The sequence below is a fragment of the Roseateles cavernae genome (genome assembly GCF_040187885.1).
Classification (GTDB): Bacteria; Pseudomonadota; Gammaproteobacteria; order Burkholderiales; family Burkholderiaceae_C; genus Roseateles_E; species Roseateles_E cavernae.
This window is the reverse complement of record NZ_JBDPLH010000002.1, coordinates 23,223-38,691: the sequence shown is the minus strand read 5'-3', so window position 1 is coordinate 38,691 and position 15,469 is coordinate 23,223. Positions and strand designations below refer to the sequence as shown.

Sequence of the window (15,469 nt, the reverse complement as noted above, 5' to 3'; positions counted from 1 at the left end):
TCTGTTAAAGCCGCTGTTGCTACAGTGCGCCGTCATGAAGATATGCCTGGTGGAAGACGATCTCGAGCTCGGGCGTTCGCTGCAAGCCCTGCTGCAGGAAAGCGGCCACGAGGCGGTCTGGGTGCGGCGTGCCTCGGATGCGCGTTACTGGACCAGCGAGCAGGCTTTCGACGCCGTGCTGCTGGACCTGGGCCTGCCCGACGGCGACGGCATGGGCCTGTTGCGCCAGCTGCGCCAGATCGACAAAAAGCTGCCCATCCTCTTGATCACCGCCCGCGACGGCATCGAGGACCGGCTGGACGGGCTCGACGGCGGCGCCGACGACTATCTGGTCAAGCCCTTTGCCAGCGCCGAGTTGCTGGCGCGGCTGCGCGCGGTGACCCGTCGTGCGGCCGGCGCGGCGGCCGATCTGCCGCATGAGTGGCGGCTCAAGGACCTGACCCTGGACGAGCACCGCATGGTGTTGACGCGCGCCGAGGAGCGCATCAATCTCTCGCGCACCGAGTTCGCCATCCTGCTGGCCCTGCTGAAGCTGCCGGATCGCGTGATCACCCGAAGACAACTGGAGGCCAAGGCCTTGACCCATACCGACGGACGCAGCCTGGACGTGCACATCTTCAACCTGCGCAAAAAGCTCGGCGAGGGCTATATCCGCACCGTGCGCGGCGTCGGCTTTCTGGTGGAGAGCAAGGCATGAGCGCCGAGACCGCCCCGCCGCCGGCGCACCGATCCCTGTTCAACCGCACCATGGGCGCGGTGTTCGCGGTGATCTTCCTGACCTGGGCCGGGCTGATCGTGCGCGAGCTGGCCGACATCAGCCTGCTGCAAAGCCGCAACGGCCAGGCCGAAAACAAGCTCTGGGCCCAGCTGGTGCGGGCCCAGCTGCAGGACAAGCTCGACGACCCCGCCGCCATCAATGCCGCGCTGGGCGACCTGGAGGAGCTGCGCAATGCCGAATGGCGCCAGAAGGGCCATCGCACGCCGCACAGCGTGGTGCAGGTCTGGCAGCACGGCCAGCTGCGCCAGCAGCTCGCTCCCCCGGACCCCAAGGACCGCGCACCGCCACAGCTGGACCGGCTGGAGAGCGACAAGCTCTGGCTCTACACCGAGGCCAGCGCGCCCGAGCAGGGCCTGACCGTGCGGCGCTGGCAGGAGATGCCGGGCGACTGGCATTTCAGCGTCAAGGGCTTCAGCTACTACGCGCGCCCGCTGCTCTACGGCCTGCCGCTGCTGGTACTGCCGGTCTGGTTGCTGTTCCGGCGCGGCTTCGCGCCGCTGCGGCGCATCGGCGCGCAGATCTCGCAGCGCTCGGCCAAGGACCTGTCGCCGCTGCCCAGCTCGCCCTATGTGGAGCTGGCGCCGGTCGTCAATTCGGTCAACGCGCTGATGAACCGGCTGCAGCAGCGCCTGGAGCGCGAACGCGAGTTCCTGCTCGACGCCGCTCACGAGCTGAAGACGCCCTTGGCGGTGATACAGCTGAACGCCGAGCAACTGGAGGGCAGCGCCGCGACAGCGCGCCAGGCCGAGGCCGCACAGCGCCTGACCGAAGGCGTCAAACGCGCCACCCACACGGTGCACCAGCTGCTGGCGCTGGCGCGCTCGGGCGCCGATCTGGATGCGATGGACATGCGCGAGCATGACCTGGTGACGCTGACGCGCGACCGCATCGTGCTGGCCAGCCAGCTGGCACTGCGGCGCGGCATCGAGGTGGAGCTGAGCGCGCCGGAGGAATGCCGGATCCGCATGAACCGCGAGAACATGGGCTCGCTGATCGACAACCTGGTGGACAACGCCGTCAAGTACTCGCCACCCGGCAGCCAGGTGCTGGTGCGGCTGGCGCCACAGCCCGAGGGCGGCCTGGGCCTGTCGGTCTGCGACCAGGGCCCGGGCATCCCGGTGGCGCTGCGCCAGAAGGTGTTCGAGCGCTTCTTCCGCCTGCACGACGGCGAGCAACCCGGCAGCGGCCTGGGCCTGGCCATCGTCGAGCGCGCCGCGGCCCAGCATGGCGCGCAGCTGCGCATGGACGACGGCCCCGATGGCCGCGGCCTGTGTGTCAGCCTGAGCTTCCCGGCGGCACCGGCCTGATCAGATGCGCAGGCTGATGCCCCGAGCGTCCAGCCAGCGCACCGCCACCGCGATCAGCAGCGCGAACAGCGGCGCCCACAACAGGCCCGGCAGGCCCTGATTCAACAGTGCCGGCCCTTGCAGGCCCAGCAGCTGCATCAGCCAACCCAGCACGAACGGCAGCAGATAAGCCAGCAGCGGATGGGCGGCGACCGGCCCCAGCAAGGCCGGCCACAGCGGCCGCGTGCCGGCGCGCGTCAGGCCGTGCAGCAGCGCATAGATCAGCACGCAGGCCGCCACGCTGTACAAGGCCCAGCTGGGCGTCGCGTGGATCTTAGAGATCTTGTAGTCCGGCCTCAGCCAGGTAGCCAGCCAGGCCGCCGCGAAGGCCAGCAACAGCGCCAGCAGCAGTGCGCGCCGAGCGCTGGTGCCGGTCTGGAAGTAGATCAGTGCGCACAGGCAGCCGCTCAGCACGATGGCGATGTGCGAGGCCTGGCCGCCCTGGCTCAACAGCAAGGCAAGACCTGGCCCCGGATCGGGGCGCTGGCCCAGCAGGTAGTAGCCCAGACACAGCGCGATCCCCGCCAGCAAGCCGGCGGCGGCACGCTCGCCGAGCCGGGCCGCCAGCAGATAGACCAGGCAGGCTCCCAGATAGGCCCAGCCGATCAGGCCCAGAATGCCCCACCACTGCGGGCTCATGCCCTGCTCGCCGCCAGGCCCACCGCGATAGGCCAGCGCCAGCCCGACGAACAGCAGCACGCCCGCGCAGCGCCAGACCCGTCCCAGCCCCTGCCCTCGCCAGCCGCCCCACAGCCAGAAGGCGGCGAGATAGCTCAGCAAGGCCCAGGCTGCGATAGGCAGCAGCATGCGATCAGCGTTGAACCCGCTCTCGGCATTAACCATGAAGACACCGATCAGCACCAGGCCCAGGCCGCGCTGCACGACATGCGCGACCTGCCGGCCGAACGAGTCCCCGCGCGCTGCGCGCTGCTGCAGCGCGAACGGAATCGACATGCCGACGATGAACAGAAAGGCCGGGAACACCATGTCGACGAAGCTCATCGCGTCGGCGTCCGCCGGGTAATGCTTCATCCAGTCCGGCAAGCCCTGCACCGGATGCCATTCGTTGACCGTGATCATCAGCAGCACGGTCAGCGCGCGCATCACGTCGATCGACGCGATGCGGCCGACGCGCAGCACAGGACCGGGAGCGTGGGAGACGGCCCCGGCCGCCGGTACAGCAATCATCGACATGCGCTGGCCTCCGCCATCAATAGTTGAAGGTGGCCCGCACACCGTACATGCGCGGCGGGTTGTAGCTATTGAAGGTGTAGCCGCCGGCCGTGCCCTGACCCATCCAGTTCTTGACGATGTTGTCGCTCAGATTGGTGCCCCACAGCTCGACATCCCACTTGCCATCGTCGGCCGCCAGCTTCACCGAGGCGTTCCAGTTGGTGTAGGCCTTCTGGTAGTCACCGATCTTGTCGTTGTCCAGATTGCGCGGCGTGAAGTACATCTTGCTCTGGTAGCGCGCGCCTATCGTCGGCGTCAGGCTCAGGCCGTTGCCCAGCGAGAAGTCGTGCGAGTAGTTGAGCGCATACGAGACCTTGGGCGCGTAGGGCAGCTGGTTGCCGCGCACGTCGTAGATCTTGCGGCCACGCTTGCTCGGGTCGGTGCCCATATAGACCGGCGCGCAAGGCTCGGCACCGTTCTGGGTCCGATAGCCGCACATCCAGTTGTCATCGAAGGTGTCGTAGGACTTGACCTTGGCATCGAGGTAGGACAGATAGCCCGACAAATTGCCATTGGCCCAGGGCAGCAGCTTGAACTCCAGCTCGACACCCTGGATCTTGGCGTCGCCGATGTTTTCGGTCTTCCAGGCATTCACGACATCGCAGGTCGGCTCCCAATCGGCGCAGACGCGGTTGAGCTTCTTCTGACCCACGGCGAACATATTGGTGACGTGCATGTCCTTGTACTTCGTGTTGAAGTAGGTCGCACCGATGTCCAGCTTGTTACCCCAATGGCGGCCCTTGTAGCCCACCTCGAAGTTCAAGGTGGTCTCAGGCTTGTAGTCGAGGAAGCTGTACTTCTTGGTCCCGCCGTCCACGCATTCACCACCGCCGCAGGTGTCAAATCGATCACCGAAGCCGCCAGGCCGATAGCCACTGGCCAGCGAGGTGAAGACCATCTGGGCCTTGCTGAGGTCATATTGCAGGCCGACGCGGTAGGTGGATTTGCTCCAGCTCTTGCTGTAGGTGTTGACGATGGGCGAGGGGTAGACCGACAGGCCGGCAAACGGGCCCATGCCCATGGTCAGGTCGGTGCCGTTGTGCGGGGTGCACAGGCCCGGCGCACAGGGCGGCGTGTACTTGCCGTTGTAGTACCAGGGCGTGCTCGCGTCCCACAGCCCGGCGCTGATGCCGCCATTATCGCTGCGCTCGTCCTTGCTGAAGCGGATGCCGGCAGTGGCGGTCAGGTCCTTGGCCAGCAGCAGGTCACCCTGGGCGAACAAGGCCTTGGATTCGATGCGGCGATCCGGCTGCGAATAGAACTGGCCCTGCGGCATCGCAAACGGCGCCTTGACCAACTCGTCGGTCGCAAAGTCGATCGCGTTCTTCTCCGACAGGAAGAAGGCACCGGCCACATAGCGCCAGTCCTTCGTGGTCTGCTTGAACTGCAGCTCGTGGACCCAGGACTTGTACTTCGAGGCCATCGTGTAGGTGGCCGTGTCGATCGCATGCTGCTTGCCCCAGTTGCCCCAGGGCTGCATGATGTCGACCTCGGAATTGAGCCAGGTCTGTCCGCCGTCGTCGTCATGGAACTGCGAGCGCTTCTGCACCGCGTAGGCATTCTTGTAGACCAGCTCGGTGGTGTCGCCGAGCTTCCAGCTCAGCGTGTTGCGGAAGGTGCTGATGCTCATGTCGAGCTTGCCCGGCACATTGATGATGGCGTGCCACTGCCCCTTGTCGCCGCAGTCCCATAGCGAGCCCTTCGCACCGGCGCAGTCCTTCAGCCCGATATCGCCGGCACCGTTGTTCTTGAAGTGCTCGAAGCTGCCCTGCCATTCAAGATCGCGGTTGACGGCCCAGCGCGCCGTCAGCCGCGCGGCCGCCTGGTCGGAGTTGGTGTAGTAGTCAGACGGGCTGAGCTTGCGATTCAGGCGCTGGTCGGTATCGGGCTTGCCATCGGGGCTGAACGTGCCATCGGGCTTCTTGATGCCGCGATCGCGCAGGTCCTGCTCCTGTTTGATGTAGCCGTCCCGTTTGTCGACCATCACGGCGGCGCGCAGCGCGAAGTTGTCGGCCAGCGACAGGTTGTAGATCGAGCGCAGCTGGCGGCCCTTGTAATTGCCCAGCTGCAAGGTGGTCCAGCCGTAGTTGGACTTGAAGTCGGGCTTGGCCGGGATGACGTTGATCACGCCGGCGGTCGAGTTGCGGCCGAACAAGGTGCCCTGCGCACCGCGCAGGACTTCCACCTGGTCCAGGTCGAACATCAGCGCCAGCGAGCCCTGCGGCCGCGGCGAGTAGATGCCGTCGATATGGATGCCGACGGCCGGATCGCCGATCTCGGTGAAGTTGGTCGAAGTCACGCCGCGGATCGAGGCCAGCACACCGGAGTCGGCACCGGACAGGCCCAGCTGCAGATTGGGCACGAAGCCACTGAGGTCGCGCAGTTCCTTGACGTTGTCGCGCACCAAATCATCGCCTTGCAGCGCCGTCACCGAGACCGGCGTCTTCAAGGCATCGGTGGTGTTGCGGGTCGCGGTCACCGTGACCTGGGGCAACTCGAGCGGGCTGCTCTTGTCCTTCTTGCTCGTGTCGACCGACTGGGCCAGCGCCGGCAGCGCAAGGCCCAGCAGCGTGACCAAGGGCAGGGGCCTGAGAACGCGGATCTTCTTTTTCATGAGGGATCTCCAAGGGGGTTCGTTCGGGAAGGGTCGGAAAAATTCAGCAGCCCAGCCGGGTGTCGGGACTGACACCCAGCAGGGTTGCGGCACGGCGGTAAAAATCAGCTCGGCGCGCGAGCTTGCGGGCGACCTCGCGATCACCGGGCTTGTCGCACTCGATCACGCCATTGATGGAGCGCACCGTTTCGCCGAAGCCGGCGCCACTGACCATGGCCTGGTGGGCAGTCATGGTTCCGGGGCCGGGTTGGGTCATCCAGTACCAGAGGGCGGTTTGCCAGGCCACACGCGGATCACGCGCCACCCGGTCGGGATCGGCCCACAGGTCCAGGCCCAAGGCCTGGCCGGCGGCCTTGTACTGATAGTTCCAGCTCAGCTGAATGGGGCCGCGACCGTAGTACTGCTGGCCCTTCGCGCAGGCATCGCCGGGCTCGCTGAGTCGGCAGTAGTGGTCGTAGTTCTCGCGGCGGTATTCGCGCAGCGCGCGCAGCTCGTCGGACTCATGCGCGATCTGACCCAGGAACGCGGCCAGCTCGCGCCAGCGTTGCTCGGCCGGGCCCTCGCCAGCAAAGGCCGGAAAGGAGCGGGCTGCCGCAACAAAGCCCTGGTAGCTGTAGAACGCCAGACGCTTCGGGAACAGCGTCTCGAACTGCGCTTCGCTGAGCAGCAACTGGCCACCGGGCTCGCTGCTGGCGCCTTGCGCCGCCGCTGCCAAGCTTGTTGCCACCACGATGGCGATCAGGCCCTTGAACACTCGCATCAACCGCTTCTCCTCAGGTTTAACCCAGTAGCCATCGATATCGGCACTGGTACGCTATTGGTCATTACTATCCAATGAATCAGCGTCGCAGTGCCTCAAGAGATGATTAAGGATGCGCAGATGCGACGCCATCAGGACGCCCAGAAATGAAGATATGCCTGGTGGAAGACGACCTCGAGCTGGGTCGATCCCTGCACTCCCTGCTTCACGACAGTGGTCACGAATTGGTCTGGGTACGGCGTCTGGTCGACGCCCAGCAGCAGCTGCTGGAGCGGCGCTTCAACGCCCTGGTGCTGGACCTGGGTTTACCCGATGGCTGCGGGCTGGCGCTGCTGCTGAAGCTGCGCCAGCAGGATCCGCAATTGCCGGTCATCGTGATCACCGCGCGCGACGGCATCGAGGACCGGCTGGAGGGTCTGGACAGCGGTGCGGACGACTATCTGGTCAAGCCTTTTGCCAGCGCCGAGCTGCTGGCGCGGCTGCGCGCGCTGGCACGGCGCTCGGGCCTGCAAGGCTCATCCGATGAGCCACTGGCCTGGCAGGCCCGCGACCTGTCGCTGGACGAGGGCCGCATGGCGCTGACGCGCGGCAACCAGGCGATCAATCTCTCACGCACCGAGTTCAGCATCCTGCTGACCCTGATCAAGCGCAGCGGCCATGTGGTGACGCGCCGCGAGCTGGAGGCGCAGGCCCTGCCCCACTCGGACAGCCATGCGCTGGACGTGCACATCTTCAATCTGCGCAAGAAGATCGGCGACGGCTATGTGCGCACGGTGCGCGGCGTCGGCTTCGTTCTCGAGGCGGCCTGAGAGCTGCGGGGCTGGGCGGCGCCCAGCAGCGCGTCCAGCACCGGCCAGACCGAGGGCGCCAGCAGCTCGCGCGGCCGGTGCAGCAGACCCAGCTCGCGCCATAGCGGTGGCGACAGGGGCCGCAGCTGCATCCCATGCCGGTCCTGGGCTTCGGCCTCGATAGGCAGGATGGCGGCGCCGTAGCCGGCCGCCACCAGGCTCTTCATCGCCTCGGTGTAGTTGAGCTCGATGCCGGGCCGCGGCACCTGGCCGGCCGCGCCGAACCAGGCCAGCGTCATCCGCTGCATCTGGGTGCTGGCGTCGTTGACGATCATCGGCCGATCGGCCAGCCAGGCCGGCGTGATGCGGGCCGGCGCCGACCAGCCCGATGGCAGGCAGGCCAGCATCGGATCACGCCGCCAGGGCCGGCACTGCAGCCCCGGCTGCGGCTCGACCGGCAGGGTCACGATGCCGATGTCCAGCGTGCCGGCCAGCAGGCCCGCCAGCGTGTGATGGGTGCCCAGCACGCTCAGCGCCAGCTCGATCTCGGGCCGCTGCGCCGCCAGCGGCAGCAGCAGCGGCGGCAGCACATGGGCGGCCACCCCGGTCTGGGCGGCCAGCCGCACCCGCCCGGCCAGGCCCTTGGCATGGCGGCCCAGCTCGGCCAGCGTTTCCTCGGCCTCGCGCAGCAGGCCGCGTGCGCGCTGCACCAGCAGGGCCCCGGCCGAGGTCGGCAGCGCGCCGCGCCGGCCGCGCTGCAGCAGCTGGGCACCGACCCGCGACTCCAGCTCGCTGATCTGCAGGCTGATGGTCGGCGCCGCCAGGTGCAGGGCCTGGGCGGCGGCCGCGAAACTGCCCAGGTCGGCAATCGCCACCAGGCTGCGCAACTGGTCGAGATTCAGGCTACGCATAGGAATTCCTGTTGGCTGCGATCAGATGATTCAACTTTTCAAATCTTAGCCGAGGGCCGAGCATGGCCAGCATCACCACCGGAAGCCCTCATGCCAGACCATCACGCCCCGACGCTTTTGCAATGCCTCAGCCAGCGCTGGCATGCGGCGCTGCGCCGGCACGCCGAACGCCGCCAGCTGCTCGCGATGAGCGAGCGCGAGCTGCTGGACCTGGGATTGGGGCGCGGTGAGCTGGAGGCCTGCGCCGCCGCGCCACAATGGCGCCATGATGAACAAGCCGCCCTTCTTCGCCCCCACCGCGTTTGACCAGGCCGAGGCCGCGCTGGCGCGCGCCCAGGAGATCTACGCCGCCAGCGTCGCCAGCCTGCGCGATGCGCTGCAGCGCTTCGTCGCCGGCGAGGAGATCGGCCGGGTGCGCGCCTGCTACCCCTTTGTGCGCATCCACACCCGCACGGTGGCGCGCGCGGTCTCGACCCTGGCCTATGGCTTCGTCGCCGGCCCCGGCAGCTACGAGACCACGCTGACCCGGCCCGACCTGTTCGGCGACTACTACCTGGAGCAGTTCCGCCTGCTGCTGATCAACCACGGTGTGAGCCTGGAGGTGGGCACCAGCCACCAGCCCATCCCGCTGCACTTCGCGCTCGGCGAGCACGACCATGTCGAGGGCGCGCTGAGCGCCGAGCGCCGCCTCTTGATGCGCGATCTGTTCGACCTGCCCGATCTGGCCGCGATGGACGACGGCATCGCCAATGGCACCCACCAGGGTCCGCCCGGCGCGCCGGCGCCGCTGGCCCTGTTCACCGCACCACGGGTCGACTACTCGCTGCACCGGCTGCGCCACTACACCGGCACCTCGACCGACCACTTCCAGAACTTCGTGTTGTTCACCAACTACCAGTTCTATATCGACGAGTTCGTGCGCCTGGGCCATGAGTTGATGGCGCGCACGCCCGACCCGGCGAATCCACACGAGCACGACGACTGCATCGCCTTCGTCGAACCCGGCAATCTCGTCACGCGCCGCGTCGGCCTGTCGGCGGAAGCGGCCGATGCCCTGGGCCAGGCCCTGCCCCGGCTGCCGCAGATGCCGGCCTACCACCTGATCCGCCAGGACCGCAGCGGCATCACGATGGTGAACATCGGTGTCGGCCCGGCCAATGCCAAGACCATGAGCGACCATATCGCGGTGCTGCGCCCGCATGCCTGGCTGATGCTGGGCCACTGCGCCGGGCTGCGCAACAGCCAGGCCCTGGGCGACTATGTGCTGGCCCACGGCTATGTGCGCGAGGACCATGTGCTTGACGAAGAGCTGCCGCTGTGGGTGCCGATCCCGCCGCTGGCCGAGATCCAGCAGGCGCTCGAAGAGGCGGTGGCCGAGGTGACAGGTCTTGCCGGCCCGGCGCTCAAGCAGATCTTCCGCACCGGCACCGTCGCCTCGACCGACAACCGCAACTGGGAGCTGCTGCCCAATCATCTGGACGGCGGCCCCGAGCGCCGCTTCAGCCAGAGCCGCGCGGTGGCGCTGGACATGGAGAGCGCCACGCTGGCGGCCAACGGCTTCCGCTTCCGCGTGCCCTACGGCACCCTGCTGTGCGTCTCCGACAAGCCGCTGCATGGCGAGATCAAGCTGCCCGGCATGGCCAACCAGTTCTATCGCGAGCGCGTCGACCAGCATCTGCGCATCGGGCTGCGTGCGGTCGAGCTGCTGCGCAAGCGCCACCTGACCCAGCTGCACAGCCGCAAGCTGCGCAGCTTTGCCGAGGTGGCGTTTCAGTAGCCCAGTCCGCGCAGCAGCCGCAGCGCGGTCTCGAAATCAAAGGCACGGATGCGCTCGCCGAGTTCATGGGCGCGCGCCCCATGCCGGGCGCGCAGTGCCGAGGCCAGCTCGCGGTAACGCTCGACGGCGCGGAAATCGCCGGCCGCCAGCAGCGCCGCCAGCCCGGCCAGCCTGGTGGGGTCGGGCGGCGGCTCGTCGAGCTCGGCCGGGCGCGTCTCCTCCATCAGCGGCGCGGCCCGCAGATCCTGCACCAGCGCATCCAGGGCCGCCGAGGCGCGCTCGACCAGCGGCCGCATCTGCGCCGCCGGCAGCTCGTCGCCGGCCTCGATACGGCCCGCCAGCTCGCTGAGCTGCTGGGCCCCGACCGCCGCCGCCGCGCCCTTGAGCGAATGGGCAAAGCGCCGCAGCGTGTCGCCGGCGCCGACCTCGATCCCCGCGGCCAGGGCCGGCATGCCGTCCTGGAAGTGATGGGCGAACTGCTGCAGCACGCGCCAGTAGGTGGCCGGCCGCCCGCCCGTGTAGCGCAGACCTTGCACCACATCCAGGCCCGGGATCCGCGTCAGCCAGTCCGGCAGCAGCTCGGCCTCGCTGACCACCACATCGGCCAGCGGCTCGGGCGGCGGCGGCAGTGCCTCGACCGAGTGAGCGCGCGCGGGCAGCCATTGCAGCAGGCGCGCATAGAGCTGGGCCGGCGCCACCGGCTTGCCGACATGGTCGTTCATGCCGGCGGCCAGGCAGGCGGCGCGGTCCTCGCCAAAGGCATTGGCCGTCATCGCGACAATCGGCAGCGCCGCCATGCCGGGCAGGCGGCGGATCTCTCGGGTCGCCTGCAGCCCGTCCATCACCGGCATCTGCATGTCCATCAGCACCAGCTGGTAGTCGTTGCGCTGCACCAGCTGCAGGGCCTGCCGACCATTCGAGGCCAGGTCCACCGTCAGCCCGGCCGCGTGCAGCAGCTCCTGGGCTACGTCCTGGTTGATCGGGTTATCCTCGACCAGCAGGATGTGCGCGCCACCATGCCGGCTGGCCAGCTGGTCCAGCGCCTCGCGCTCGCTGCCCGCCGCCGAGGCCATCGCGGCGGCCGCATCGGCCCCATCGGCGGCCGGCAAGCGCGCGGTAAACCAGAAGCGGCTGCCCCGCCCCGGCTGGCTCTCGACCCCGACCTCGCCGCCCATCAGCTCGGCCAGGTGGCGGGTGATGGCCAGGCCCAGGCCGGTGCCACCATAGCGCCGCGTGGTCGAGCTGTCGCCCTGCTCGAAGACGCGGAACAGGCGCTGCTGCTGCTCGGCCGTGATGCCCACGCCGGTGTCGCTGACCTCGAAGCGCAGCAGCTCCGGGCCCAGCGGCTCGCCATGCAGCCGTACCGAGCCCTGCTCGGTGAACTTGATCGCATTGCTGAGCAGGTTCAGCAGCGCCTGCGACAGGCGGGTCGCGTCGCCGCGCACCCAGGGTGGCAGCGCGTCGGCCACCAGGCTCAGCTGCAGGCCCTTGTCGCGCGCGCGCTCGCCCACCAGATCGCAGCAGCGCGTCAGCAGCTCGCGCAGCGCGAAGGGCTGGTCCTCCAGCTCCAGCTTGCCGGACTCGATCTTGGAGAGATCGAGGATGTCGTTGATGACCTGCAGCAGGTGCTGGGCCGCGCCGTCGAGCTTGGCCAGCCGGTCCTGGGCCAGCGCATCGCGGCTGTCGCGCCGCAGCAGATGGGTCAGGCCGATGATGGCATTCATCGGCGTGCGGATCTCGTGGCTCATATTGGCCAGGAAGGCGCTCTTGGCCAGGCTGGCCGCCTGGGCCGCCTGCGTCACCTCGGCCAGCTCGGCGGTGCGCGCCTGCACCAGCTCCTGCAAATGGTGGCGATGCTGGTCGAGCTCGGCGCTCTGGCGCTTGTGCGCGCTGATGTCCTCGCCGATCGACAGCACATGGGTGACGCGCCCGTCGGCCTGGCGGATCGGCGCCATATGGACGAACTCGTGAAAGATCTCGCCGTTCTTGCGATGGTTCAGCAGCTCGCCCGACCAGTTCTGCCCCTGCTGCACGGCCCGCCGCATCTGCTGCACGCGCTCGCGCGGGCCGCGCTGCGGCTGCAGCTCCAGCCGCGTGCGGCCCAGCACCTCCTGGCGGCCGAAGCCGTTGATGCGGGTGAAGGCCGCGTTGACGTATTCGATTGCGCCGGCCAGGTCCGAGATCAGGATGCTGGTGGGGCTTTGCTCGACCGCCAGCGAGAGCTTGCGCAGCAGCTGTTCGCTGGCGCGCTTGTCGCTGATGTCGGTGAAGGAGCTGACGACGCTGACAATGCTCTGGCCGTCGGTCGAGCGCAGCGGCTCGGCATTGAGCGTGAGCCAGCGCCGCTGCCCGGCCCGGCTGCGCACGCCCAGCTGCAGGCCGTGCTGGCCCTGGCCGGTGCTCAGCACACGGCTCAACGGCAGCTCGCTGGCCGCCAGCGGCTGGCCCTCGTTGTCGCACATCTCGAGCGCGCGCCACTGCCAGTCGGCCGCCTGCATCTGCGCCTGGCCGTAGCCGAGGATGCGTTCGGCGGCCGGGTTGCTGGCCAGCACACGCCCGGCAATGTCGAAGATGATCACGCCCTCGCTGAGGGCCGAGACCATCGAGCGGTACAGGCGCTCGCTCTCCTGCAGCGCCTGCTCGATGCGCTGGCGCTCGCCGATGTCCGCGCGCAGCAGCTCGGACGACTCCTGCAGCGCCTGCTCGATGCGGCGGCGCTCGCCGATGTCGCTGACGATGCCCAGCACCGCCGGCCGGCCCAGGTAGCTCATGCGGCTGGCGCGCAGCTCGATCCAGACCCGCCCGCCCTGCTTGTCGAGCCAGCACAGCTCGTAATGGCGCTGCGGCTCCGGGCCGGCGCCGGTGCGCGCCAGGAAGCGCGCGGTCCACAGCTCCAGGAACTCGGGCGCCACCACCGCCGCGAACGGCAGGCCGACGAACTCGTCCTCGGTATAGCCCAGCAGCTTGGGCAGGGCCGGATTGGCGAACACGAAACGCAGATCCTGGGCCACGAAGACCCCGTCTGCCAGCGCCTCCAGCAGGGTGCGGCTGCGCAGCTCGCTCTCGGCCAGCAGCGCCTGGGCCCAGCGCTGCCGCCGCAGCCGCCAGACCACGGCGGCGATCAGCATGGCCAGCAAGGTGCTCGCGCCTATCCAGCGCGCCTCGCCCCAGACCTTGGCATCGACCTCGGCACGCGCCACCTTGCTGACCAGCAGCCAGTCGGTGCCGGGCACGGCGCGCAGCGCGCCCAGCGAGGGCACGCCGGCATAGTCGAGGCCGGTGATGGTCAGCCCCGGCAGCGCCCCCTCCCGCAGCGCCTGGCCCACCAGCAGCTCGGGCCGGTCCAGCGGCCGGCGCAGCCGGCCGGCCGAGCCGGGCTGCTGGCGCAGCTCGCTGAGCGCCAGCGCCTCGTCGCCGACGCGCCGCCACAGCACCGACTCGCCGCTCTGGCTGGGCAGCGGCCAAGCCGCGAGCAGCGGGTAGAGCTGGTCCCAGGGGCTGATGCGCAGCACCACGGCGGCCGGCGGCGCCGCCCCGGCACGCGCGCGCAGCGGCACGACGATGTCCAGCCGCTCCGGCAGCGTGGCCGACTCGACCGCATAGATGTCGGTGCGCGCCGTCTTGCCGCTGGCCAGCGCCTGCTGCACGGCGGCGCGCAGCTCGGGCGGCGGCTTGTCGGGCCCGGGACCGTCGCGCGAGACGATGCGGGCCTGCGCATCGAGCAGCAGCACCCGGTGCATCTGCATGGCGCCGGCAAAGCGGGTCAATTCCTGCATCAGGCGCTGCTGCGCGGCCGCGTCGGCACGCTCGGTCCAGGCCTGGTACCACTCGCCCAGCTGGCCATGCTCGGCGACAAAGCTGGCGGCCCGCAGCTGCGTCTCGAGCCAGGCCCGCACCTGGCTGGCGCGCAGCGCGGCAATGGTCTCCAGCCGCGCCGCCTCCTGCGCATGGTGCTGGCGCCGCGAGTAGTCGAGCGCCAGCAGGCCCAGCAGCAGCAGGCCCAGCAGCGTCGCCAGCAGGGTCAGGTATTGCGCACGACGCGCCGGCAGGGGCAGGCTCGGAGCGCCAGGCATCTAGCGCTCGGCGACCGCCACGGCCGAGGATGGATGCCCGGGATCGGCCAGGCGCCGTGCGATCGAGCAGAACTCGTCGAAGCAGGCGACAAAGGCATCGACCACATCCGGGTCGAAATGGCTGCCGCGCTGCTCGACGATATGGGCCCGCGCCGCCTCGTAGCTCCAGGCCTTCTTGTAGACGCGCGGACTGATCAGCGCGTCGAACACATCGGCCAGCGCCATCAGCCGCGCCGCCAGCGGGATCGCCTCGCCCACCAGGCCCTGCGGGTAGCCGCCGCCGTCCCAGCGTTCGTGATGGCTGCGCGCGATGTCCTTGGCGTAGTGCAGGAAGTCGACACCGCCACCCGGCCCGGCATCGCGCTCGGCCAGCTCGATGGCCTCGGCACCGAGCGCGGCATGGGTCTTCATGATCAGCCACTCGTTGGCGTCGAGCTTGCTGGGCTTGCAGAGAATGCGGTCCGGGATGCCGACCTTGCCGATATCGTGCAAGGGCGCCGAGCGCGCCATCAGGTCCACCGTCTTGGTATCCAGGCGCCGCGCAAAACGCGGTGTGCCGATCAGCTGCGTGCCCAGCTGGCGCACATATTCGCGGGTACGGCGCAGATGGTTGCCGGTTTCGTTGTCGCGGGTCTCGGCCAGGCGGGCCAGCGCATGGATGCCGATATCGCGCAGGCGCTGGTTCTCGGCCATGCGGCGCTCGATCTCGAGCTCCAGATCGTGGTTCTGGTCGGCCAGGCGTTCGCGCGCGCGGCTCAGCTCCACATGGGCGGCCACCCGGGCCAGCAGCACCGGTGGCCGTATCGGCTTGGTGATGTAGTCGACCGCGCCGTGCAGCAGGCCGCGCTCCTCGTCCTCGGTGGCCCCCATCGCGGTGACGAAGATCACCGGAACGCTGCGGCTGCGCGGCTCGGCGCGCAGCCGCTCCAGCACCGCATAGCCGTCCAGGCCCGGCATCATCACATCCAGCAGGACCAGGCTGGGCAGCGGCTCCAGCTGCATCAGCTGCAGCGCCCGCTCGCCCGAGTTGGCCGCCCGCACCTGGTAGAGCGGCTGCAACAGTTCACCCAGCACGGTCAAGTTCTCGGCGTTGTCGTCCACGATCAGGACGAGCGGCCGCTGGCTCATAGGCATTTTTTTGGCTCCCTGCACTGCCCGACGACCGATGGTCGCATTTGCCGCGCATCAA

The 15,469-nt window shown here is 68.8% G+C and carries 11 protein-coding genes; 5 read left to right on the top strand and 6 right to left on the bottom strand.

Features of this window, described 5'->3' with window-relative positions:
• The first annotated feature begins 34 nt into the window (after positions 1-34).
• Positions 35-697, top strand: coding sequence for a response regulator transcription factor (locus ABGI63_RS07035; protein ID WP_349741763.1), 663 nt, complete (start codon positions 35-37; stop codon positions 695-697).
• Complete coding sequence (locus ABGI63_RS07030) at positions 694-2,085, top strand: sensor histidine kinase (protein WP_349741762.1); 1,392 nt, start codon at positions 694-696, stop codon at positions 2,083-2,085. The genes ABGI63_RS07035 and ABGI63_RS07030 overlap by 4 nt, the downstream gene beginning before the upstream one ends.
• Here the strand turns inward: ABGI63_RS07030 and ABGI63_RS07025 are convergent, their stop codons facing one another.
• From ABGI63_RS07025 to ABGI63_RS07015, 3 genes are read right to left on the bottom strand one after another with little or no spacing between them, the layout of a single operon-like run.
• Positions 2,086-3,318, bottom strand: a complete 1,233-nt coding sequence (locus tag ABGI63_RS07025) for a DUF5009 domain-containing protein (protein ID WP_349741761.1) — start codon at positions 3,316-3,318, stop codon at positions 2,086-2,088.
• 16 nt (positions 3,319-3,334) lie between these two features.
• Positions 3,335-5,971, bottom strand: a complete 2,637-nt coding sequence (locus ABGI63_RS07020; protein ID WP_349741760.1) for a TonB-dependent receptor — start codon at positions 5,969-5,971, stop codon at positions 3,335-3,337.
• 43 nt (positions 5,972-6,014) lie between these two features.
• Entirely contained in the window at positions 6,015-6,731 is a 717-nt protein-coding gene (locus ABGI63_RS07015) for a chitinase (RefSeq protein WP_349741759.1), read from the bottom strand.
• Positions 6,732-6,877: 146 nt separating this feature from the next.
• Here ABGI63_RS07015 and ABGI63_RS07010 point away from each other — a divergent pair, with 146 nt between their 5' ends.
• Positions 6,878-7,540, top strand: a complete 663-nt coding sequence (locus ABGI63_RS07010) for a response regulator (protein WP_349741758.1) — start codon at positions 6,878-6,880, stop codon at positions 7,538-7,540.
• Here the strand turns inward: ABGI63_RS07010 and ABGI63_RS07005 are convergent.
• A complete protein-coding gene (locus ABGI63_RS07005; protein ID WP_349741757.1) occupies positions 7,492-8,430 on the bottom strand; it encodes a LysR family transcriptional regulator in 939 nt (312 codons plus the stop codon). The genes ABGI63_RS07010 and ABGI63_RS07005 overlap by 49 nt on opposite strands.
• Positions 8,431-8,520: 90 nt before the next feature.
• Between ABGI63_RS07005 and ABGI63_RS07000 the strand changes: the two genes are divergently transcribed.
• Together ABGI63_RS07000 and ABGI63_RS06995 are read left to right on the top strand one after the other, a co-directional pair.
• Complete coding sequence (locus ABGI63_RS07000; protein WP_349741755.1) at positions 8,521-8,736, top strand: DUF1127 domain-containing protein; 216 nt, start codon at positions 8,521-8,523, stop codon at positions 8,734-8,736.
• The gene (locus ABGI63_RS06995; protein ID WP_349742383.1) at positions 8,699-10,207 is read left to right on the top strand and encodes an AMP nucleosidase; all 1,509 of its coding nucleotides are present in this window, start codon (positions 8,699-8,701) and stop codon (positions 10,205-10,207) included. The genes ABGI63_RS07000 and ABGI63_RS06995 overlap by 38 nt, the downstream gene beginning before the upstream one ends.
• On the opposite strand, the gene ABGI63_RS06990 is transcribed toward ABGI63_RS06995, so the two are convergent.
• Together ABGI63_RS06990 and ABGI63_RS06985 are read right to left on the bottom strand one after the other, a co-directional pair.
• A complete protein-coding gene (locus ABGI63_RS06990; RefSeq protein ID WP_349741754.1) occupies positions 10,201-14,280 on the bottom strand; it encodes a PAS domain S-box protein in 4,080 nt (1,359 codons plus the stop codon). The two genes, ABGI63_RS06995 and ABGI63_RS06990, sit on opposite strands and share 7 nt — an antisense overlap.
• On the bottom strand, positions 14,281-15,408 hold the full coding sequence (locus tag ABGI63_RS06985) for an HD-GYP domain-containing protein (RefSeq protein ID WP_349741753.1): 1,128 nt from the start codon (positions 15,406-15,408) through the stop codon (positions 14,281-14,283).
• Between the last annotated feature and the right edge of the window lie 61 nt (positions 15,409-15,469).